20 protein-coding genes are annotated in these 21,595 nt (G+C 32.9%); 3 read left to right on the forward strand and 17 right to left on the reverse strand.

Going from position 1 to position 21,595, the window contains the following annotated elements:
• From WBF61_RS06405 to WBF61_RS06435, 7 genes are all read right to left on the reverse strand, one after another.
• Nucleotides 1-1,739 (reverse strand): glycoside hydrolase family 13 protein (locus WBF61_RS06405; protein WP_424254945.1); only part of this gene is annotated, 1,739 nt, incomplete at its 3' end.
• Between the two features lie 46 nt (nt 1,740-1,785).
• Nucleotides 1,786-3,510: a glycoside hydrolase family 13 protein gene (locus WBF61_RS06410; RefSeq protein WP_424254946.1), complete on the reverse strand. Its 1,725-nt coding sequence runs from the start codon at nt 3,508-3,510 to the stop codon at nt 1,786-1,788.
• Between the two features lie 130 nt (nt 3,511-3,640).
• Entirely contained in the window at nt 3,641-4,024 is a 384-nt protein-coding gene (locus WBF61_RS06415; RefSeq protein ID WP_424254948.1) for a hypothetical protein, read from the reverse strand.
• Between the two features lie 6 nt (nt 4,025-4,030).
• Entirely contained in the window at nt 4,031-5,374 is a 1,344-nt protein-coding gene (locus WBF61_RS06420; protein ID WP_424254950.1) for an alpha-glucosidase, read from the reverse strand.
• 150 nt (nt 5,375-5,524) lie between these two features.
• Nucleotides 5,525-6,418, reverse strand: coding sequence for a diacylglycerol/lipid kinase family protein (locus WBF61_RS06425; protein WP_424254951.1), 894 nt, complete (start codon nt 6,416-6,418; stop codon nt 5,525-5,527).
• A 40-nt stretch (nt 6,419-6,458) separates the two neighbouring features.
• Nucleotides 6,459-7,409: a LacI family DNA-binding transcriptional regulator gene (locus WBF61_RS06430; RefSeq protein ID WP_424254953.1), complete on the reverse strand. Its 951-nt coding sequence runs from the start codon at nt 7,407-7,409 to the stop codon at nt 6,459-6,461.
• A gap of 184 nt (nt 7,410-7,593) precedes the next feature.
• Nucleotides 7,594-8,037, reverse strand: a complete 444-nt coding sequence (locus WBF61_RS06435; RefSeq protein WP_424254954.1) for a Fur family transcriptional regulator — start codon at nt 8,035-8,037, stop codon at nt 7,594-7,596.
• Nucleotides 8,038-8,408: 371 nt separating this feature from the next.
• On the opposite strand from WBF61_RS06435, the gene WBF61_RS06440 reads away from it, so the two are divergent.
• The gene (locus WBF61_RS06440) at nt 8,409-9,506 is read left to right on the forward strand and encodes an FUSC family protein (protein WP_424254955.1); all 1,098 of its coding nucleotides are present in this window, start codon (nt 8,409-8,411) and stop codon (nt 9,504-9,506) included.
• Between the two features lie 49 nt (nt 9,507-9,555).
• On the opposite strand, the gene WBF61_RS06445 is transcribed toward WBF61_RS06440, so the two are convergent.
• From WBF61_RS06445 to WBF61_RS06470, 6 genes are all read right to left on the reverse strand, one after another.
• The gene (locus WBF61_RS06445) at nt 9,556-10,398 is read right to left on the reverse strand and encodes a hypothetical protein (RefSeq protein WP_424254956.1); all 843 of its coding nucleotides are present in this window, start codon (nt 10,396-10,398) and stop codon (nt 9,556-9,558) included.
• A gap of 200 nt (nt 10,399-10,598) precedes the next feature.
• Nucleotides 10,599-11,135, reverse strand: a complete 537-nt coding sequence (gene ntdP, locus WBF61_RS06450) for a nucleoside tri-diphosphate phosphatase (protein ID WP_424254958.1) — start codon at nt 11,133-11,135, stop codon at nt 10,599-10,601.
• A 225-nt stretch (nt 11,136-11,360) separates the two neighbouring features.
• Nucleotides 11,361-12,521: an A/G-specific adenine glycosylase gene (gene mutY, locus WBF61_RS06455; RefSeq protein WP_424254960.1), complete on the reverse strand. Its 1,161-nt coding sequence runs from the start codon at nt 12,519-12,521 to the stop codon at nt 11,361-11,363.
• A complete protein-coding gene (gene recX, locus WBF61_RS06460; RefSeq protein WP_424254961.1) occupies nt 12,518-13,381 on the reverse strand; it encodes a recombination regulator RecX in 864 nt (287 codons plus the stop codon). Before recX ends, mutY begins: the two co-directional genes overlap by 4 nt.
• Nucleotides 13,382-13,521: 140 nt before the next feature.
• Nucleotides 13,522-14,466: a hypothetical protein gene (locus tag WBF61_RS06465; protein ID WP_424254963.1), complete on the reverse strand. Its 945-nt coding sequence runs from the start codon at nt 14,464-14,466 to the stop codon at nt 13,522-13,524.
• 238 nt (nt 14,467-14,704) lie between these two features.
• Complete coding sequence (locus tag WBF61_RS06470) at nt 14,705-15,658, reverse strand: general stress protein (RefSeq protein ID WP_424254965.1); 954 nt, start codon at nt 15,656-15,658, stop codon at nt 14,705-14,707.
• A gap of 226 nt (nt 15,659-15,884) precedes the next feature.
• Between WBF61_RS06470 and WBF61_RS06475 the strand changes: the two genes are divergently transcribed.
• Both WBF61_RS06475 and WBF61_RS06480 read left to right on the forward strand, forming a co-directional pair.
• Nucleotides 15,885-17,000 (forward strand): peptidoglycan-binding protein, encoded by a 1,116-nt coding sequence (locus WBF61_RS06475; protein WP_424254967.1) that lies wholly within the window; start codon nt 15,885-15,887, stop codon nt 16,998-17,000.
• Nucleotides 17,001-17,145: 145 nt separating this feature from the next.
• Nucleotides 17,146-17,814, forward strand: coding sequence for a deoxynucleoside kinase (locus tag WBF61_RS06480; protein WP_424254968.1), 669 nt, complete (start codon nt 17,146-17,148; stop codon nt 17,812-17,814).
• Nucleotides 17,815-17,851: 37 nt separating this feature from the next.
• Here the strand turns inward: WBF61_RS06480 and WBF61_RS06485 are convergent, their stop codons facing one another.
• The 4 genes from WBF61_RS06485 to WBF61_RS06500 all read right to left on the reverse strand — a co-directional run bounded on the left by WBF61_RS06485 (nt 17,852) and on the right by WBF61_RS06500 (nt 21,566).
• Nucleotides 17,852-18,400: a dihydrolipoamide dehydrogenase gene (locus tag WBF61_RS06485; RefSeq protein WP_424254970.1), complete on the reverse strand. Its 549-nt coding sequence runs from the start codon at nt 18,398-18,400 to the stop codon at nt 17,852-17,854.
• 97 nt (nt 18,401-18,497) lie between these two features.
• Nucleotides 18,498-19,472 (reverse strand): glycosyltransferase, encoded by a 975-nt coding sequence (locus tag WBF61_RS06490; RefSeq protein ID WP_424254972.1) that lies wholly within the window; start codon nt 19,470-19,472, stop codon nt 18,498-18,500.
• A 54-nt stretch (nt 19,473-19,526) separates the two neighbouring features.
• Nucleotides 19,527-20,450, reverse strand: coding sequence for a beta-1,6-N-acetylglucosaminyltransferase (locus WBF61_RS06495; protein ID WP_424254973.1), 924 nt, complete (start codon nt 20,448-20,450; stop codon nt 19,527-19,529).
• Between the two features lie 3 nt (nt 20,451-20,453).
• Entirely contained in the window at nt 20,454-21,566 is a 1,113-nt protein-coding gene (locus WBF61_RS06500) for a glycosyltransferase family 2 protein (RefSeq protein ID WP_424254974.1), read from the reverse strand.
• Nucleotides 21,567-21,595: the final 29 nt, after the last annotated feature.

Here is a 21,595-nt window from a genome sequence, read left to right on the forward strand (position 1 = left end):
ACAATCTTCTCGGTGTCTACTAAATGAGATAAAAGAACTATCGATTCGGTATCGCTTAACACTTCTAAATCTTCTTCTCCTTGATTAAAATAGGCAACAAGTACATCGTCCCCAAAAGAACGCTTAAATCCAACAACATTATCGTCATCACGAACATCAAACCAATCTAGTTTTCCATAACTTAATATTTCTTGATGTTCTTTTCTAAAGGCAATTAATTTTTTACTGAAATTTAGCATGTTTAAATCTTGTTTATCTTTATCCCAGACCATGCATTTACGACAATCTGGATCATCGAAACCATCCATCCCAACTTCTGTACCATAATAAATACAGGGTGAACCATGTTGCATAAATGTAAATGCTAGACTAGACTTGACGGTATCTTTGTTCCCTGCACTAATTGTTAAGATACGAGCGGTATCATGTGAATCTAGTGAGTTAAACATCACTTCGTTGGCTTGTTGACGATACAACATTAATTGCTCATTTAATCCCGAGACCATTTTACTTGCAGTCATTCGTTTGTTCATAAAATAATCTTCTATCGTTCCAGTAAAAGCATAGTTCATAACTGCATGGAACTCATCGCCTTGCAACCAACTTTGAGAAGAGTGCCAAATTTCTCCTAAAATATAAAAATCTTCTTTTAAATCCGTCGTGACTTGATAAAATCTTTTCCAAAAGTGGTGATCAACTTCATTAGCCACATCTAAACGCCAAGCATCAATATCAAATTCACGAATCCAATAAGCTGCTACTTCCAATAAGTAGTTTTGAACATCTTTATTGGCTGTGTTTAGTTTTGGCATATGCCCAGTGAATGCAAACGTGTCATAAGGTACTTGTCCAACATTTTCAAGTTCTTCAGTTGTTAGTGTTTCATCGATTTTAACCGGAAATTTATGTATATGAAACCAATCAGCATACTTAGATTTTTCTTCATTTTCAACAACATCCGCCCACTGATGAGAAAGCATTCCTAGATGATTAAATACCGCATCTAACATAATTCGAATCCCTCTTTTGTGAGCCTCATCAACTAATTTTCTGAATGTTTCTTTATCTCCAAAATCAGGATCAATTTCAAAATAATCTGTTGTGTCATACTTATGGTTTGACGTTGCCTTAAAAATAGGGCAAAAGTATATCCCATTTATTCCCAAATCAACCAAATAATCTAAATTATCAATAACTCCTTGTAAGTCTCCACCGTAAAAATCATCACGCGTTGGATGCTTTTTACTCCCCCAAGGCAATGTTCCATCCGGATCATTACTCGTATCTCCATTAGCAAATCGTTCCGGAAAAATTTGATACCAAATTGTTTTCTTCACCCAATCAGGTGACTTAAACCGATCAATTTCTTGAAAATAAGGCATTCGAAAAAAAGAGTTTGCAAAGGATAAATATTTCTCATCATAAGGAAATACTCCTCTATCTCCATAAAAAACTTCTGTGCCATCATTTCCAACAATATGAAAACCATAAGATAAACGCCTAAACTCTGCACCGGTTTTAATTAACCAATAGTCGTGAACGTCCGTACTTAACAGTAAATCCATTGGTACATTATCCATATACCATTTTTTTTGTTCATGCAAATAGGGATCTCCACTGATAATATTTACTTTTGAGACATCCCCTTTTTTTGTGCGGATCCGAATATGCATTTCATCTTTTGTATAGAGGTAGGCATACTCACTTTCGGGTCTATGAAAAATTGCTGAAGTTTCCATTGTATTTTTTCCTCATTCCTATTCATTTAGTAGATAATTGCTATTTTCAAAAAGTACTTATCCGTTTTTTATCAGTCTGTTTCAGTTCATTCTCTAACATAAATACTAATGAGCCATAAGGTTCTATTTTAATGTGTTGATTTTCCAACGAATTATTTCCATTAGACAATACTACTGTGACCGTTTCACTCGTAAAACGACTGTCACTATAAATAAATGACTGGTTTGTTAAATTGCAACAAATTAAAGCTGTCTGATCCCCAAGCTTGCGTTCATAGCAATATAAATGGTCAGATGTCTCAATTAAATGAAAACTTCCTTCAGTAAATAGAGGTAATTTTTTATACATGAATAATTTTCTATAATAATTTAAAATACTCGATTCTATTGTTTCCTGATCAGCTACATTATACTTAACTTCTCTATTAACTCCACTCCATGGTGGAGTTGTTGAAAAACCTGCAAATTGAGAGTCATTCCATTGCATTACTCCACGACTAGCATCTTTACTAGTCGCATTTAATTCTTTAAGAATATATTCTTTGCGATACCCTAAATGATAGGCTTTTTCATAAAATACAGTTGCTTCTGGAGCAAAGAAATGTTCAATTGCGTTTATTTCTAAGTTCTTCATACCTAGTTCTTCTCCATTTAAAATAAATGGAATACCTTTTTGTAAATACATGAGCGTTGCTAACATCTTACTGCTGTTTTCTCTGTAGTGAGTAGCGTCCCCAAAACGAGAAACAGCTCGCGCCATATCATGGTTATTCCAGTAAAGTGTTGGCCCTCCAAAATCAGATAACCGTTCCTGCCATTCAACCATCGTTTTTTTAAATTTTTTTATATCTAAACTCCCTGATTGCATGGATAGCGGCAACCGGATATCCTTTTGTGTTTCATCTTCAGTGAAGTAGCGAAAAGTAATGACTGCATCGCAACCTTCATTAGCTGGATCTGAATAGTTAACTGCTAAATCAATCGTTGCTGAGGCAGCTTCACCTACCAAAAATACATCAGGATAACGGCTACGCAAAGCTTGTGCAAATCTTTTCATGTAATCATTTACTTTAGGTAGATTGGCATAATAATTTTCAGCTAAAACCAACTCACCATCCTTAGTTGTGGGAACATTTGGATACCCTTCTTCTTTATCCATATGAATAAACGCATCTAAACGGAACCCATCAACGCCTTTCTCCATCCAAAAACAAGCAATTTCTAACATAGATGCTTGCACGTTCGGATTGCCCCAATTTAAATCTGGCATTTCCTTAGCAAATAAATGGAAGTAATAGTGATCTCCTAAAGGTTCTTTTTCCCAAACAGACCCTCCAAAAAAAGAGGCCCAATTATTTGGTAATTCCCCATTTTCTCCCCCATTAGCCCAAAGGTAATAATCGCGATATGGATTTTCTGAATCCTTTAAAGCTTCTTGAAACCAAGGATGCTGATCTGATGTATGATTTAAGACAAAATCAAATAGTACTTTTATACCACGAATGTGAGCTTCTTTGATTAATTCTTCTATGTCTTCCATTGAACCAAAAAGAGGATCAATCTCACAATAGTTAGACACATCATAACCATTATCAATCTGTGGAGAAGTAAAAATTGGATTTAACCAAATGACTGTAACACCTAAAGACTGAATATAATCTAGGCGTTGAATGACTCCTTTTAAATCTCCTACTCCATCATTATTGCTATCTTGAAAACTTCTAGGATAAATTTGATAAACGATTGCTTCTTTCCACCATTTTACGGTCATGTTAAATTGGTCCTCCTTTTTCCTTATTGGACTTGACTTAAGGATACTCAAATAAGGAAGCACTTACAATATCATTCAGAATGTTAACGGTAACAAAAAATGGACTAGTATTATTTTAACGTATTCAAAGCTATTTCACTTTTAAATCAGTCTCCTTCTTTTTTGCAATGAGTGTATTTTCTAATAATACGATTGCACCAAATGGAGCTAGAGTAATACAGTTTCCTTCAATACAATTCCCTTCATTTTGAAGGATAATTTGCCATTGATTCTCTATCATACCTGTTTGAGAAATCCGTTCTTTAGTATCTGAAAAATTACAAATGACTACTGCATGTTGATTATCCAATACACGTTCGTAACTGTAGAGACTGCCTTTCATTTCAAACATACGAAAGCTCCCTTCAGTAAAAATAGGAGTGTTTTTATGTTTTAAAACAGCACGGTAATAAGCTAGAATACTTGTTGGATCTTTTTCTTGTGCATAAACAGTGTACTTTTCTTCTATATTCACTCCACTTCAAGGAGTCATAGTTGAAAAACCAGCAAATTCAGAATCATCCCATTGCATGACACCACGACCAACATCTCTGGCTGTACTATTGAGTTCTTTCAAAATATGCTCTTCTGTATATCCTAGTGCTTTTGATTTTGCATAAAAAGCAACTGCCCCAGGTGTCTCGAATTCTTGTGGATTCTCATGTCTTAGATTACACATTCCTATTTCTTCTCCGTAGTAAATAAATGGTATCCCTTTTTGTAAGTACATTAAAGTTGCTAACATTTTACTACTATTATCTCGAAACAGTTTTTCATCACCAAAGCGAGAAACCGCTCTTGGCATATCGTGGTTATTCCAATAAAGAGTTGGCCCACCAAAACAATCTAGCTTTTCTTGCCATTCTATCATCGTCTTTTTAAACTCATCCTTATCTAAGATGGCGTGTTGCATATTAAACGGTAAACGCGCGTCTTTAACTGAATGATCTTCAGGAAAAAGCATAAATGAGATAATAGCATCACACATATCATTTTTAGGATCGATATACGCAAAAGCTAAATTTACATCTGCTGAGGCAGCTTCACCTAAAATAAAAATGTCTGGTTTTTCTTTCCTCAAACCACTAGTGAGATTTTGAATGTAATTTTTTATGTTCGGCAAGTTTTCATTAATTTCTTGAGCTGAGATAACTTCTTTATTATTTAATGTGATTTCTCTTGAAAAATCATCCAATTTATCTAAGTGAATAAAAGCATCCAAGCGAAAACCATCGATTCCCTTGTCTATCCAAAATTTACCAATGTCTATCATTGCATTTCCTACATGCGGATTATCCCAGTTCAAGTCAGGCATTTCTTTTTTAAAAAGATGAAAATAAAACTGATTACCTACAGGTTCTTTTTCCCAAACGGATTCTCCAAACAGTGAGGCCCAGTTATTTGGTAAATCACCATTTGGTAAAGCATCACTCCAAATATAAAAATTTCTATGTGGATTATCCGGCCCCTTTAATGCTTCTTGAAACCAATTATGTTCAATAGAAGTATGATTGAGAACAAAATCAAATATAATGTTCAACTCGCGTTTATGTGCTTCTTCGATAAGCTCCTCAACATCCTCCATTGTTCCAAATAATGGATCAATAGTATAATAATCAGAGACATCATAGCCATTATCTATTTGAGGAGAACGAACAATAGGATTTAACCAGATTGTATTTACCCCAAGTTTTTTGATGTAATCTAACTTTTGAATAATACCTCTAATATCACCTATTCCATTTCCGCTAGTATCTTTAAAACTCCGTGGATAAACCTGATAAATTATCGCTTTCTTCCACCATTTCTTATCCGTTGCTTTCATTCTAACCGACCTCCTCACTGATTTCATTATTAACCTAAGTTTAATCAAACTTAAATTTAATTGCTAAAATAATGACTCTATTTTCATCATTTAAGTACAATAAAAAACGGATGCCTTCATTAAATGAGGGTATCCGTTTTTAAAAATAAATTAGTTTAGCTTTGGCACATACACAGTTAATAATTGTTTATAGACTTCCAAATGAATAGGAAATTTCGGACCTTTATTGCCATCGACTGTTGTGGTAAATTCTTTTCCTTCTTTCGATTTTAAATCAGCTAATTTAAATTTTTTTAAGACAAGTTTTTCAGAATAATCATCACTTTCACGAAGTAATTCAGGGATAAGCTTCATTTTTTCTGCAGCAGTTGATTTTTTTAGACAAAGCATATATAAATATCCATCGTCAATTTCCGCTGATGAAAAGACAGTTCCTATTCCCGAAACCGACTTACTTAGCCCAATGACTAACATGCTATAATTCCCTTCGAAATCATCACCGTCTAATTTCATTCGAAAAACAGACGTTTCATCATCGTTTAGCGCTTTTACACCTTCCATAACATAAGCCAAAGGACCAAGTTTAGACTTAGCTTCGTCGTCTACATGTTGAACGGTCTCTGGTATAGATCCAACGGATACTGTACTAACGAAAAACAAATCATTTACTTTACCAATATCAACTTTCTTCGTATTCTTAAAATCCAATTGTTTAATGGCTACTTTTGCATTCATTGAAATACCCAAGACTCTTGCAAAATTATTGATTGTGCCTAACGGAATGACTCCAATCAATGGATGATAATCTTGTTTTGCTATACCATTAATACCCTCATTAATTGTTCCATCACCACCCATTAAAAAAATGGCGTCATATCCTTCTAATGCAGCTTGAGAAGAAAATTTCTCAGCGTCTCCTGCTTCTTGTGTTTCTTTTGTTACTATTTCTTTGAATTGCTCTCTTAAGCGCGTTTCTAATTGGGTTACAAATTCTTCTGCCTGTTCGCTACCTGAGGAAGGATTAACAACAATCATTGCTTTCATACTATCACAGCCTTCCTAAATTTTAATTGCCTTTTTTAGCTCATTTCTTCGTAGTACCTCTAATAATGAGTTCTGATTGAAATAGAATAGAACCTTGTGAAGCCCCGCCTTGGTCAATCTTATTTAACAACATTTTAGCACTAGCAGCTCCCATTTCTATTACAGATTGCTTAACAGTTGTTAGTTGTGGGAAAGCAATTTGGTCTAAAAATACACCGTCGTGACCGATAATTCCGAAATCATTTGGTATATCACCACCCATTTCAATGATCCCTCTTTCAATACCCAACGCTAATCTATCTGAACTACAGACAAAAATCGTATTCGGTGAAAAATCAGACCACTTATCTTTGATGAACTTTGCAGCTTGCCTAGAACGATTTTCAAAACGGACTACTTTAGGTTCGCGATTATTCTGGTTCATTGTTTGAATGTAACCTGATTCTCTAGATAATTCAAATACTTCATCTATATCAATACCGATAAAGATAATTTCCTGATACTTAGAATCAATTGCATATTGTGTAGCCAATGAAATCCCAGCTTTATTATCTGAATCAACAAAGTCATAGCCATGACGATTTTCACCAAATAAAACAACTGGTTTATTTGCACCAGTAATCCAATCGTAATCTTTTTCTCGAACTCCACACATTATGTACCCATCACAAGTCCCTATATCAAAGTTATTTTTTGTAACCAATTGCAAAGAATAATGCCGTGCATCCAATTCTTGAGCTATTCCGGTTAATAGGTTCATATAATAAGGTTCTGTCGTATCCATTTCTTCTAAAATAAAAAGCTTAATTATTTGGGTGCGGTTGTTAACTAGCGCTTTAGCAGCTACGTTAGGTCGGTAACTCAATTCTTCCATTGCTTTAAAAACAAGTTCTTTTAATTCATCCGTAACTTGTTCAGGATGATTAATGACCCGAGAAACGGTCATTTTAGAAACATTTGCTTTTTTTGCAACATCGTTTAATGTTGTCATATTTAATACTTCCTTTTCTAATTCTCATTCTGCAAACTATTTATTTTAATCATGTATCAATTCTGTGATGATCATTTCAAAAAATAACCTATTAGGACAAGAGAGTGTAAAGTCACACTAAATAATAATGATTCATTAAAAATGATAGCAAGACCGTTAATAATGGCTACCACAATTTGATACGTTACTCATCTTTCAGTCTTTCTTGGCATTCCGGACAAATACCGTAAACTTCCATACGGTGATTGGTTACTTTATACCCAGTTAAATTATGAGCTGTTTCTTCTAGATCTTCAAGACCAGGGTAATAAATGTCTTCAATTTTTCCACATTTTTCGCAAATAGCATGATAATGTTGAGTTGTTGCAAAGTCAAAACGACTAGATCCATCTCCATAAGTCATTTCTTTTACAAATCCAATTTTTGTAAATAATCTCAAATTATTATAGATAGTTGCTACACTAACGCTTGGAAATCGTTCTACCAATGATTGATATATATCATCTGCTGTTGGATGGGAGTCAGTTTCAATTAAGTATTCTAGTACAGCATATCGTTGAGGTGTTATTCGAATATTAGAAGCTTTTAATTTTTCAATTGTTTGCATCACCATTTGATTCGAAGCCATAAATAAATCTCTCCTTATTTTGTATATCCTTTAAATATTTTTTTGATCTCTGTTTATACTAAACAGTGTTTTTAAAAAGCATCAATTATTTCCTTAATAATAACGTTTATCACTTAAGAATGCAACAATATCAACTCTTTGGTGTTTCATAAACTTAGGTTTAAGCTAAAGAATAGTATGTTTTCTTTTTATTATTCAGTTTTTTTACTAACTACAAGTCTTTTTCATACATACTTGGCTTAATTTACCATTATTATAGATATATCTGTACAAGCTCTTCTCATTGTAAGTGGAATTTGTTAAAATGGCATTATCAGTTGATAAAAATATGATTTAATCGAAATAATTCTGCGGGAGAAAGGATATCTTTTATGAAAATCGGAGCAAGGACTATGAAAACTGGTCTAGCCATTACTCTTGCTTTAGCCATACCTTATTTGTTAGATATGCAAACAGCCGCTGTTTTAGCTGCTATATCTGCTATTTTTGCCCTTCAACCTTCTTTAAAACGATCTGTTAAGACACTTAAAGATAGAGTATTTGCCAATATTGTTGGAGGTGTTTTAGCAATTATCGTCAACGTGACGTTAGGAAATCATTTTGTATTTGTTGGTTTAGCTGCTGTTTTACTTATTGCAATCTTGAATCAATTTAACCTAGGTCCTGTAATAGGGTTAGCGACTGTAACATTAGTTGTTATTATGATGAGTCCTGGAACAAACTTTATATTTTCTGCTACTATCCGTATTTTAGCGACACTACTTGGTGTAGTTATTGCCTTTCTGGTTAACACTCTCTTTTTTCCTCCAAAATATGAAGAAAAGCTTTATCACTTAATTGATTATACTACCTCTGAAATCATGAAATGGATTAGAGCAAGTGTAAGAAAAAATAGTGAATTTTCAATTTTAAAAAAAGATTTAAAATGGGTCAAATCAGAATTAGATCGTTTAGAAGTGTATTTTGCTTTATTTAAAGATGAAGGAACCTATTCTCGTAAGAAAAATCGGTTTGAAATACTAAGAAAAATCGTTGTTTACCGACAAATCATTTCAACAACAAAAGTTGCGTACAGTTTAGCAAGTACTTTACATCGAAACGAAAATTCATTCAATCATTTTCCTGAAGAATTAAGAATTCAAATAAGGGAACGATTAGAAACGTTGTTAAGTGCTCATGAACAAATATTGCTAAAATTTAATGGACGTGTTGCTCCAAATGAAGTAAATTTCATTGATTATAAAGAATCCCTCAGAGCTAAATTCATGCACTCCTTTTTTGATGAAGCAAATATGGAAGTAGAAGTAAATAAAGACTTCACACAAAGTAATGCTGTTATCCATATTATGTCCAGCATTTTAAAATATGAAGGATATTTAATTCGTTTAAATACTTTAGTATCTAGTTACAAAGGCAATGTAAGAACACCACAAACTACAATTGATAATATTGAACACATCGAACAATAAAAAAAGGCTTTGATTGTTATTATACCAATCAAAGCCTTTTTTTCATTGTTTATTTTCCACTTGTTGTATCCACTGATATTGCTAATGCATTGTTGAATAAAGTCGTATATATTTCGTTGCCTTTATTATTCAATGTCTTTCCATCTTCTGTTAAAGTTGTTTCAAGGTCAAGATTTGTTGATTCTACTTCTGCAAGATAAGCTTCATGTAGATCAAACAAAGGTAGTTTAGCGTCGTTTATCATTTCTATCGCTTCTTGTAAATAACTTGTATAAACAAGCGTTCTAGAATTATATTCTTCTTTCCTTGAACTACTCGGGTTTGGTGTAACAAAAACAACCAATGTTTCTGGTAATGCTTCTTTAATAGCCTCATAATCTTTCATCATATACTCTTTTGAATCTGACAAACTTATATCTCTTACTTGGTCACCATATACAGGTATATGGAAGAAAACAACGTCTGGTTTTGCTTCTGATAATGATAGTGCAGTACTTTCTTCTAATAAGCGGTATGAATCAAAATCAGGTAAAGCAATAGTATTAAATTGTACGTTATCTGTTACTTGGTCATTTATGTATTCTTCAACGGAAAGAAGCCAGCTATCCGACTCCGAAAAATCTCCATAGAAACTAATAACTTTTTTTTCATTATCTGTTGGTACATTTGATAAGTAATCTAATAGGGATTTTTTATCTCTATTTTTTTCAAACGACTCTTTTTTTGTTACAGTTGGCTCTCCATCCTTAGACTTATCTTCATTAGATTGAGAAGATCCATTTGTTTCTAATAATTCCAATTTTTGTTTATTTTGATAATCTTGGCCGAACCAGAGTATGCCAATTGTCAGAACAATTAATACAAAAAGTATAAAACCACTTTTTTTTGTCAAGTAAGATTCACTCCTTTATTTAATATTTCATTTGTTATTATAGCACAGCTTAATTGGTTAAAGAAAGTCGAAGTTCTTTAATTTATACTCAGCAATAAAAAAGATCGATATAGAACTATATAAAAAAGGTACCTTTTAAAAATAAAGGTACCTTTTTATATTCATTATTGGAGAATCTAATCCCTCGTCCAGCAGAAGTTTTAGTGTTTGTTTGCTAATTGACGGTATCGGTCGTACCATAACTCAACATATTCTTTAGAAAAAGGTCCTTTTTCTTCATTGATCCACTCAACAAGAACTCTAACATTCTCCTTTAAAATATGATCGATATCCTCAGGATAGCCCCATAACTTACTATGTTCTTCATACTCATCTACATCTAATAGCCGTTTTTCTCCGTCCGGAAATACTTTTATGTCTAAATCATAATCTATATACTTCAAGCCTTCTTCATCTAAAGCATAAGGTGAAGCGAGGTTGCAATAATAAGAAATGCCATTATCACGAATCATTGCAATAATATTGAACCAATAGTGCTTATGAAAATATACAATTGCTGGTTCTCTTGTTAACCAACGTCGGCCATCTGACTCAGTTACAAGTGTATGATCGTTGCAGCCAATTAAAGATTGGTCGCTAGTTTTGAGAACCATCGTGTCCCTCCATGTGCGATGTAAACTTCCATTATGTTTATAGCTTTGGATTGTGATGTATTCTCCTTCTTTTGGAACTTGCATCCTAACCCAACTTTCTTTTTTCCTATAAAAATTCAATAAGAAATTAATAGAACAACCAGAGAGTGTCATTCACACTCGACTCAAAAGTATTATATCATAAAATCTGCTAGGGTTAACAGAAAAGCTCAGATAAAATGAAAGAATAATGAGGAATCTTTTTTTAAAAAAAGAACTCGTAATTTTATTTAGTATAAAATCACGGGTTCTCTTTAATTATTTACGTATTTAATTATTTATATAAAACAAGTAACTTTTCCATAATTTTGTTTGAGGACCAGGAAAAGTGAATTTTTCAAAGTCATCTGGATGAACCCATCTACAGTCTTCTGGCAAAATAGTTTTTAAACTAGAAACCTTTCCATAGTAGGCAGAAATCGTCCATTTTAAGTGACTAAATAGGTGCGTTATTTCAGCGAAAGACTTTTTTGTTAACAATGGTTTTATTTGATAAGCTTCATTTAATTCCAATAAAATATCTGATGTCTTTCCATCATCTATTTTATTGGAACGATTTTCTTCTACCAATGGGAAAAGCCACATATTAGCTAATAATCCTTCTTTTGGTCTTTTTTCTAATAGAAATTCGCCATTTTCATTCTCAATTAAAAAGCCTTGATAGAAAACTGGAACAGCCTTTTTCTTTTTGCTTTTAACTGGATAATTTCCCCATGTTTCATTAATGTAAGAGGCGTTAAATTCTTTGATTGGACTCAACTCTGGATGATAGTTTTTAGGTGTACAAATGCTGGATCCTAAATCCATAAACGCCTGGTTAAAGTCGCCTGGTTTGTAAGGATCTATTAGTTCTCTCATAACCGCTTCAAAAATTTTACGACTAGCTGGCTTAGCAATATCTGCATCTATTTCAAAAAGACGACTCACTACCCGCATCACATTCCCATCTACTGCTGGTTCTGGCAAATCAAAAGCCATGCTTGCTATCGCACCTGCAGTGTAAGGTCCTATACCGCTTAATTTGATTAGTTCTTTTGGATCACGAGGCATTGCACCATCATATTCTTCAATAATTTGTATCGCTGCTTTTTGCATATTTCTTACTCTTGAGTAATACCCTAATCCTTCCCAAGCTTTTAACAATTTATCTTCATTCGCTTTTGATAAGGCTTCAATTGTTGGGAATTGTTGCATGAAGTTTAGATAATATGGAATAACCGTATCCACACGAGTCTGTTGCAACATAATTTCCGAAACCCATATTCGATAAGGATCATTGTTTATTCTCCATGGAAGAGATCGTTTCTCTATATCGTACCAACTTAGTAAAGTTGCTCTAAATCGTTCTATCTTTTCTTCAGGCCACATTTTTATACCATGCTGCTCTAATAATTCTCGAGACTCATTTTTATTTAGATTGTCTTTTTTCATTCGTCTTGATCTTCCATTTCTTTTTCCTCAATAAACTGATTAATTAAGTCTCCTGCAAATCCTTTTTGAAATAAACTACTTTTAACTTTTTGAATTTTTTTATATCCTTTTAATTTAGCTTGTTTACGCCAAATTTTATCTCCTTGTGATTTTATAGCTGCATATTCCTCATTCTCTTCTTTCTCTACAGTTACTTCCTCCAAAACTTGGGTAATAATATCCGAGTCAAAACCTTTTTGCATTAAATTTTGACGCAATTTATTATTTGTTTCACGCGTAGAATGCTGTGAAGAGCGTCTAATAACTTTCTCGGCAAGTTGAACACCATTCTCAACCATTTGATCAAAAGAATATTGTTCGCTAGCCTTTTCAATGTTTTCTTCAGCGATTCCACGTCTTTTAAGCTCTTGTTTTATTACTCGAGGACCCTTTCCCCCAACATTTGCTCCCGTACGCGTAAAACTTTCTGCATACATTAAATCATCCAGATAACCTTGTTCTTCTAATTTTTCAATAACCTCATCTGCTACATCAAAAAATTCATGCTTTGCTAGATCGTCGCGGACTTCCTTTTCAGAACGCAAACCATAATTCAAATAATTTAAAGATCGTGTATAGGCCTTTCTAAAGCCATCTTCTGATTCTAATTCCTCTCTGAAATCTTCAGAAATAATCATACCTTTGTATAAAGCGTGCTTTACGAGAATGGCTTCATCAATTGGAAAAGCATAAGACTCATCTAAATAAATATTATAGCGACCTTTTCGTTTTTGAGTTTCAATTTTTGTGATTTTTGGTAAACTCTCATCAGGCGCTGTACTTTTTGAAGAGATAATTTTTTTTAACAAATCGTCTGTCATAGTTATTCGCCTCCTACTTAATATTGATTTATTTAGTATACCATAGAAATCACTAAAAAATAGAACAGAAGTTTGCCTATAAAAAATTAAAAAAACAGATAAAAGTACAGAATGTACTCTTATCTGATTCTATTCGTATTTTATTTCCACTCATCGTCTTGTAAGGGATCAATGACAGGTTGTCCTGTAATCGAGCTTCCATTAAATCTTGGTAAGTCCTGAGAATCACGGACTGCCGTTTCAGGTTCTTCATCGGCAACAAAATTCTTTCCTTTTTCAAGTTTACCTTGAAGCGGATTATTAGTTGGATCATACTCATTTTTCGTTATATTTTTATTCTTATCTTTTGAGAATCTTGCATTATCTTCTTGTACACTTTGGTCATTTAATTGTCTGTCTTCAAAACTAGACATTGCTTTTTCACCATTAGGTAAAGTTGAATCTTTAGTAACCCTAACACCGCTACCTGCTTGTCCTACTGGCTTTTTTTGACTCGCTTTATTAAAACCAGCATTTAAATCTTCTTTATTTTCTTTCCTACCTGAGTATTTATCACTTAAGAAATCAATCTCTTGATTTAATAAACCAACATCCATCTCATCATAAACGGATGACTTTCCAGAAGGATGAGATGTATCTAAAATTGATTTAGCTCCACTACCTGATTGTCCAATCGGTTTCTTATTTTTTTGTTCCTTGCTTGACTTACCAAGTTCCGTTGGTCCATCTTCTAGATTATAACGAATCGGAATATCGTTGATTTCTTCTACAAGTACGACATAATTGCCAGATTTTAAAACATCATTGTATCTCAAGGCTGTTTGTTTATCTATACCGTAATGCTCTAAAGCTACATCTTGCCCAATAGTTGTAAACATGCTTTTAAATTTCTCCCACATCGTCATATCTCCATCGGTTGAAACGTTATCAACTTCAACTAAAGTTCTATTTTTTATATCTGAATAATTTTCATTACTTGTGATGATAACGATATCGCTCATTAATCGTCCTTCGCTTAACAAACGCTCAACAGCTGAAATTGTTTCATCAACTGTATGATAAGAAGATTCAACTATTTTATTCATTTTTACACACTACTTTCTAACATTATTTTAGTCTTAATCTACTACCTCAACATTTATATTAGGTTATCCACTCATTAATACTTTCTTTGTCGCATAGTATGATTATTCATGTTCGTACATTAATTCATTAAACTTTAAATACCTTCCAGAGATAATAAAGCGGATACAATTCAAATGGAATGAAGAAAATATAAAGGGTCCGAATAAAGATAATGCATTCATCGGACCCGCCTTATATCTATTTCTCTTCTTCGTCCCTAATTGTTTTTCCACCGGCATCTTCATATTTGTTGCTATAGTATGCATCACTTTCAGGAATATCTTTATGTGGTTCAGGGTGCTCAACTTTTCTAGGCTCTCTATCAAATGATGAATCTCCGGCTAATTCGTCTCCAACAACACCTGTACTAATATTATCAGGATAAACATGATTGCTGTCTTCTGCATTTACTGATTTCTCATCACCAGTTAAATGGGGAGCGTCATGTCTATCTTGATTAAACATATCTTTCCCATTGTCTTCGATAAAACCAGTTGTCTCTGTTCTTTCTTTTTTAAACATCTCTTCGTCATTTGTATGGTCTCTATCTTGTTCTAAATCTCTATCTGGCGAAGAAATAGTTGACGTACCTGGAACGTCTTCTCTTGCAGATTGGGACTTAGAGGGATCAAATGGTTCGCCATCACCCGATGCTGGATTCATAGACTCTTTCGTTTTAATTTCACTAGGCTTCAATTGTTCTTCAGACAGTGCGTTTTTACTATCATTTGTTTCTAAAATAGAATCATCAGTGTTCAAAACCTCTTCATTCACTGTCGATAGCTGATTAGAATGCTCAGGCGCTGTGCTGTTCATTAAAATAATAATTTCGTGATTTTCTAAAGACTCGCTAAAATGTTCTGCTGTTTCAGCATCAACGCCATGCTCTACCAATGTATTAGATTCGTTTTCTTTACTATAATCTCCCATTCGAAACGTTTCTTTAATTTTATCCCAAAGTGACTCTTCTTCCTCATCATCTTCTTCGACTGATTCAACATCAACAAGCGTTAACTTTTCTAACTCGTCTTCATGTTTTTCATCAGTAATAATTAAGAGTTCTTCAGCAACATAGCCTTCGTTTAGGAGTCTTTCAACTGCTTTCACAGCCTCATCAGTTGACGTATATGTTCCTTCTACAATTCTATCCATTATCTGCACTCTCCCTTTTTATAATGTAACCATTTAAAACCAACTATCTGTTTAGATTTATTTTTTATCTAACCTAATGATAGCAAAAACTAAAAACTCAATCAAAGAAGAACCCTCAGAGATTATATTATTAGCTAGAATGTAACGTTTATTTGTTGACTTGCGTTATCACTTTATAAACCGTCGACAGTTTATCTTAGTGTTCATTATAGGATGGAGGAGTTATATGAGTTACCCTATTGAAAAAAGATTATTAAATCTTAAACAATCTAAGCTAATTGACTCACGAATAATTGTTGCTCACGAATCAGGAAATACTCGCAATACTGGTAAAAATGCGTTGGAAAATGAAGTAGCTTTTATGGCACGACAAGCTTTAAAAGGTGGATCATACGTTAGTCACTGGGTTGGTGGAGGTGGTAAAATAATTCAGTTAAGTAAAACCGGATTTGTTCAATATGGAGCCGGTGCGAATGCGAATGCCTATTCGTATGCTCAAGTAGAGTTAGCACGAACAAGCGATGCTACTGTATTTAAGAAGGATTACCTAGCTTACGTCTGGCTTTTAAAATCTTTAGCCTACGAGGCTCATATTCCAAGAACGTTGAATACTGGGAGAACAGTAAAAGAAAAAGGCATTAAAACACATCATTGGATTTCTGCTAACTTAGGTGGTACTACTCATCGAGATCCAGATGATTACTTATCTAGTTTCGGTATTAGCCTAAAAAAATTTGAAAAAGATTTGAAAGAACCGCTGGATCTCCAAATAAAGAATCCTATTGAACCGATAGAAATTAAAAACATCCATATAGTTAAGTATGGAGATACTTTATGGAGCATCGCAAAAAAGTATCGAACAACTGTAACTTGGCTGAAGAAATTAAATCATTTATCTACTGACCAGATTAATATAGGGACTATTTTGGTACTAACGACTAAACAAACTAATGGACCATCATTTCAATACTCTATGATAGAACGTAAAGAAATTATTAAAACGATCCAAAAAAACTGTGGAACAATTGTTGATGGAATTTTTGGACCAATAACAAAAAAAGCGATACTGTGTTTATTTCAAGAATCAATTCATGTACCAATAGACGGATTATGGGGCCCTAAAACGAAAAATTCAGTTAAAACTATTCAGTTTGGTGAAAAAGGAAAGAACGTTTATGCTATTCAAGCAATCCTATTCAGTTTTGGATACGAAATAACCGGCATTCCAGATCAACTATTTGGAAATAAGACGAAACAAGCTGTTCAACTGTTTCAAAAAGATCATAATCTAGTCAGTCATGGTAGTGTTGGAATTCACACTTTGTCTTTACTATTTGGTTAAAAAGAGTCACTGTTTGTTCAATTGTACCTCATTAGAATCGTTTTTATTTATAACACTTTCCCTTTCATATTCTAAATTATGATATACTAGTAAATGCAAAATAGCCGAAGACGACCACGGTCTTTGATAGGAGAGTGACCGTTAATTGAAAGGGGAACATAAAGCTGTGATTGTTTTAGCAGGAATGATAGGTGCTGGAAAAAGTACTTATACAAAATTAATATCTGAATCATTGGGTAGTGAAGCTTTTTATGAAAGTGTCGATGATAATCGTATTTTAGAAAAATTTTATGAAGATCCAAAGAGATGGGCTTTTTCATTACAAATTTACTTCTTAAACACACGTTTCCGAAGTATAAAAGCAGCGTTTTTACATGAGAATAATGTTTTAGATCGTTCTATCTACGAAGACGCATTATTTACTAAAATCAATTACGAAGAAGGCAACATGAGTGACGCTGAGATGGATACTTATCTTGACTTATTAGACAACATGATGGAAGAACTCGATGGTATGAAAAAAAAATCTCCTGATTTATTAATTTACCTACGAGGCTCTTTAGATACAGTATTAAGCCGTATTGAAAAAAGAGGTCGTTCATTCGAACAGATTGAAGGAAATCAAGGATTACTTGATTATTATACCCATCTTCATGGTCAGTATGATGCTTGGTTTGATTCTTACGACAAGAGTGAAACGATGATTATAGATATTGATACGCATGATTTAGAAAACTCTGACGACTCAGAAGCCATTATGAACCTAGTAAGAAAACGATTAGATGAAGTACGTCTGAATAAAGCTCGTGTGTAAAAAAAATAGTAAGCGAAGATGCTGTATCTTCTGCTTACTATTTTTTTGTTTTTTCTAACCATACGCACCCAAACGTTTGTGAAGCTGGCAAAACAGCCGCACTTTTCCCATGATTATCATAAGCTTTAAAAAATAATTTTCCTTCTCTATCGTAAGCGTACGCATAGACTAATACCCAATGGTTTTTGTACGGGCTTCCTAATATCCTAGCAGTCCCAACCGCTACTGGAATAAGATCAGGTTTATCCAACAATTCAACTACTTTGTTATCCGGTACAAAGTGCATTTTTGCACTATAATCTGGATTGTCTTTTAAAACATAATTTAACCCATGTCTCAAGTCCCAAGGGAACGTCCCTTTGTATGCCAAGGTATCATCTATAACAGCTTTCAACCCATTTAATAAACGTTCTTTAGTTAGGTCCTTGCCGTACTGGTGCTGATACAAATCATGCAATAAAACAGCACAGACGTATGATCCACATATACCTGGTTTTTTATTGTTAATCCATGAACGGTATTTATTATACCGTGCTGATTTTAATCCAGTCCAACTAAGCGGATAATTGGTCTCTTTTGAACTCATCTACTCACTCCTTTACTCAGACTCTCTCTGTTTCATTTTATCATATGTTGCTCCAAATAAATGGTATGTAAATAAAAAATACTCAATAGTCTGGAGTTTAAATCCCTACAATTGAGTATTTTTCTCTATTTTTAAGTTTCCAAATATAATAACTTAATTTTGAATTTTTCCGTGCGATGTAACAATTTATTTTAAGTTGCTGATTTCCTAATTCGTTTAATTTGAAACGGTATAGATTTTTTTTAAACTTTTCAATATCTTCGGTATCTTTATTTTTTTCATCATAGGTTTTCATTAATAAATCAATAGACAATGCAATGTATCTTCCTTTTAATTTTGATATATTTAATCCTTCAAAAGAAATGCATAATCTTATGATTAATAGCAATGTCTTTAGACCCGTCTCTTGTTGAATAGTAGATAATGACAGTCTTATAGGATAGCGTTTTTTGAATGTATGATAATACGGAGCTGGCGTATAAAAAATTTTTTCACTTTTCAAAATACACTCTACACACAACAATAAATCTTCATACGTGTATATAGTTGTATTAAAACGTAAATCTTCAGGTCGTTTGAATAAATCCATTTTGAATAGTTTATTGTGCATAAATCCCTGATCTGTTTCTCGGTTTATTTCCTTTTGAATAGCCTGCGTTTTTGTCCATTCTTGCATCGTATAATTTTTTACTTGTTCATTTGGACTAGCAGAGTCTTCTTCAACATAGCCGCAGACAACCATATCAACATCCGCTTTGATAATCAAGGACAACAAGTGCTCAAACATAACGGACTCTATACGATCAAACGCATTAACGAAACTAACGTATCTACCTTTAGCAATTAGCAAACCAGCATTAAAAGCAGAAGAAAGTCCCCCATTATTTTTATGGATAACCTTAAAACGAGTATCTGCTTTCGAAAAACGGTCACATATTTCTCCACTTGCATCAGTTGATCCATTATTTACTAAAATAATCTCTAATTTATGATAGGTCTGATACCTTAAGTCATTCAAACATTTAGTTAAATAGGATTCAGCATTATAAATAGAAACAATGATTGTTATCATAACGTAACCTCCCTACTAGTTCCAAATCCAGTTTGATGTATCATCATTCTAAAATTAATTTTTTTTACTATCTAGATAGATACTAAATTGTTCAACTATTTTTGAATCTACTGTTAAATCAAACTTTCTTGCAAAAAGATGAGCTGTCTTTTTTAATTGATCGTAATCACGTATTGTCCATACTTCTGGATTTGGGTTATTTGCTGTTTTAGACCACTCTATTTTCCGCATATTACTCAATTGTTTATCATTAAAATAATGAGACCCTAATTTTTTTTCAAAAGGAGATTGGTAAATTAGCGTTTGTAAAAAAAGTTCATCTGCACATTTTGAATGAGAAAAATATTTCTTAATCCATTCTTGATGCGAAAGGACATACTTTACAAACTCATCCGTAACACTAAACCAAGATGAACCAAATTTCACAGTTAAATTTTTATTCTTCAACCTATTTATTCCGAATAAACGTTGAATGGCTAAAAATAATTTATCTACAATTATGATTAAATAATTTAATGGTTTAAATGAGATTTTAGGTAAAAAATCTTGAAATAAATGATACCGTGATATGCGAGAAACTATTTTTTTCGTCTCTTTGTACTCTATTTTAGAAAAATGAATAAATTCTTTCCCATCATGTTTTTCAAAAAAATCGTGAATATCATTTTGTGTTTTTAATGGGAAATCTGCTCCTGATAGCAAGTGGAAATAACGATATTTTTTTTTATTGGCTTCTTTCAATAGCGCTAATTCGCATTGAATTTGACTGTATCCACCCCATTTAATGTCTATTCTAGGAATCAAGTACAAAGCAGATTTTAAAGAAAGTTGCTCAAAATGTTTAGAATTAAAATTAGTTGCTTTTTTGTCGACATGTATATAAATATCATTGCGTTCATCATCTAGTTGAAAGATTAATTGTTCTAATAAATCATATTGATTGTGTGCCATAATTAAGTAAGCATGCTTTCCTCTCATTAGCTATCTCACCTCTGCTTGTATTTTTATAGGTTCGTATTCTTTCCCCTTCACGGTGTTACTTTTATTTCTAAGTTTACTTATTGCCCAAAGCAAACCATACACTCCTAATGCAAAATTTAACTTTGCGCTTCCATAAAAAAGTTTCCAGTAGAATGGCAGTTGACTATAATCCATTTCTTGAAAGGCTTTTTTGTATTTTTCGTGTGAAAGAATCTTTTTTAACTTAGCTATTTTTTCATAAGGCTTTTTTTCACTTTCCATAATATTGAGTCCTAGTTCTAAAAGAGACAGCGCTATGCGATTAGTAAGTGCTTTTTTATATTCAGTTGATAGAGAATGTTCTTCTATATACATTTCCATTAAATCATACTTCATTTGATTTTGGATAAACAATCTTTCTTTGTATAAGGTAGTTACCGAAACTTCATTATCTTTACGATAATGATATAAACAATCGCTTAGACAAACAGATTTTTTTACATATCTAAAATAATAAATATTAAAGAGTGCATCTTCAGATCCTATGATTTTTGTAGATATAAATTTAATTTGATTATTTTTGATTATGTCCGTTTTATACAGTTTTGCCCATACAGTAACAATCGCATCTGCATTTTCAGGATGACTCATTTGTTTTCCTAACAAACCGAACATCCTTCTATGCAACTTTGTAGAAGTTTCTGCTTGTCCAAGTACTTCTTCTTTGTGTTTAAAGATTTTTTTAGGAAGAGACTTGTGTGAAAACTCTCTGATGTAAGAGCATAAGGCAACATCTGCGTTCTCTTCTACTATGGCACGTTGCAATAACTCGCAAGTATTTAATCCTATCCAATCATCACTATCTACATACATTATATAATTTCCTGTAACATAGTCTAAAGCATTATTTCTTGCCGCAGACAAGCCTTCATTTTTTTGGTTTATACAGATAAGTCGACTATCTTTAGCTGCTAATTTCTTTAGTACTTGTTCGCTATTGTCAGAAGATCCATCATTGATACAAATAACTTCAATATTTTTAAATGTTTGATTTAAAATACTCATCACACACTTTTCTAAATACTTTTCTGTATTAAATACAGGAATTATAATACTGATTTCAGGGTGTCTCATTGTCTACACTTCCTTTTTACTATTCGTAT

This window comes from Carnobacterium sp., from assembly GCF_049673005.1.
Classification (GTDB): Bacteria; Bacillota; Bacilli; order Lactobacillales; family Carnobacteriaceae; genus Carnobacterium_A.

Coding starts and splice junctions, on each gene's coding strand:
- WBF61_RS06410 (WP_424254946.1), bottom strand. CDS start 3,510: ATGACCGTAAAATGGTGGAAAGAAGCAATCGTTTATCAAATTTATCCT.
- WBF61_RS06420 (WP_424254950.1), bottom strand. CDS start 5,374: ATGAAAGCAACGGATAAGAAATGGTGGAAGAAAGCGATAATTTATCAG.
- WBF61_RS06425 (WP_424254951.1), bottom strand. CDS start 6,418: ATGAAAGCAATGATTGTTGTTAATCCTTCCTCAGGTAGCGAACAGGCA.
- WBF61_RS06430 (WP_424254953.1), bottom strand. CDS start 7,409: ATGACAACATTAAACGATGTTGCAAAAAAAGCAAATGTTTCTAAAATG.
- WBF61_RS06435 (WP_424254954.1), bottom strand. CDS start 8,037: ATGGCTTCGAATCAAATGGTGATGCAAACAATTGAAAAATTAAAAGCT.
- WBF61_RS06440 (WP_424254955.1), top strand. CDS start 8,409: ATGAAAATCGGAGCAAGGACTATGAAAACTGGTCTAGCCATTACTCTT.
- ntdP (WP_424254958.1), bottom strand. CDS start 11,135: ATGCAAGTTCCAAAAGAAGGAGAATACATCACAATCCAAAGCTATAAA.
- mutY (WP_424254960.1), bottom strand. CDS start 12,521: ATGAAAAAAGACAATCTAAATAAAAATGAGTCTCGAGAATTATTAGAG.
- recX (WP_424254961.1), bottom strand. CDS start 13,381: ATGACAGACGATTTGTTAAAAAAAATTATCTCTTCAAAAAGTACAGCG.
- WBF61_RS06465 (WP_424254963.1), bottom strand. CDS start 14,466: ATGAATAAAATAGTTGAATCTTCTTATCATACAGTTGATGAAACAATT.
- WBF61_RS06470 (WP_424254965.1), bottom strand. CDS start 15,658: ATGGATAGAATTGTAGAAGGAACATATACGTCAACTGATGAGGCTGTG.
- WBF61_RS06475 (WP_424254967.1), top strand. CDS start 15,885: ATGAGTTACCCTATTGAAAAAAGATTATTAAATCTTAAACAATCTAAG.
- WBF61_RS06485 (WP_424254970.1), bottom strand. CDS start 18,400: ATGAGTTCAAAAGAGACCAATTATCCGCTTAGTTGGACTGGATTAAAA.
- WBF61_RS06490 (WP_424254972.1), bottom strand. CDS start 19,472: ATGATAACAATCATTGTTTCTATTTATAATGCTGAATCCTATTTAACT.
- WBF61_RS06495 (WP_424254973.1), bottom strand. CDS start 20,450: ATGAGAGGAAAGCATGCTTACTTAATTATGGCACACAATCAATATGAT.
- WBF61_RS06500 (WP_424254974.1), bottom strand. CDS start 21,566: ATGAGACACCCTGAAATCAGTATTATAATTCCTGTATTTAATACAGAA.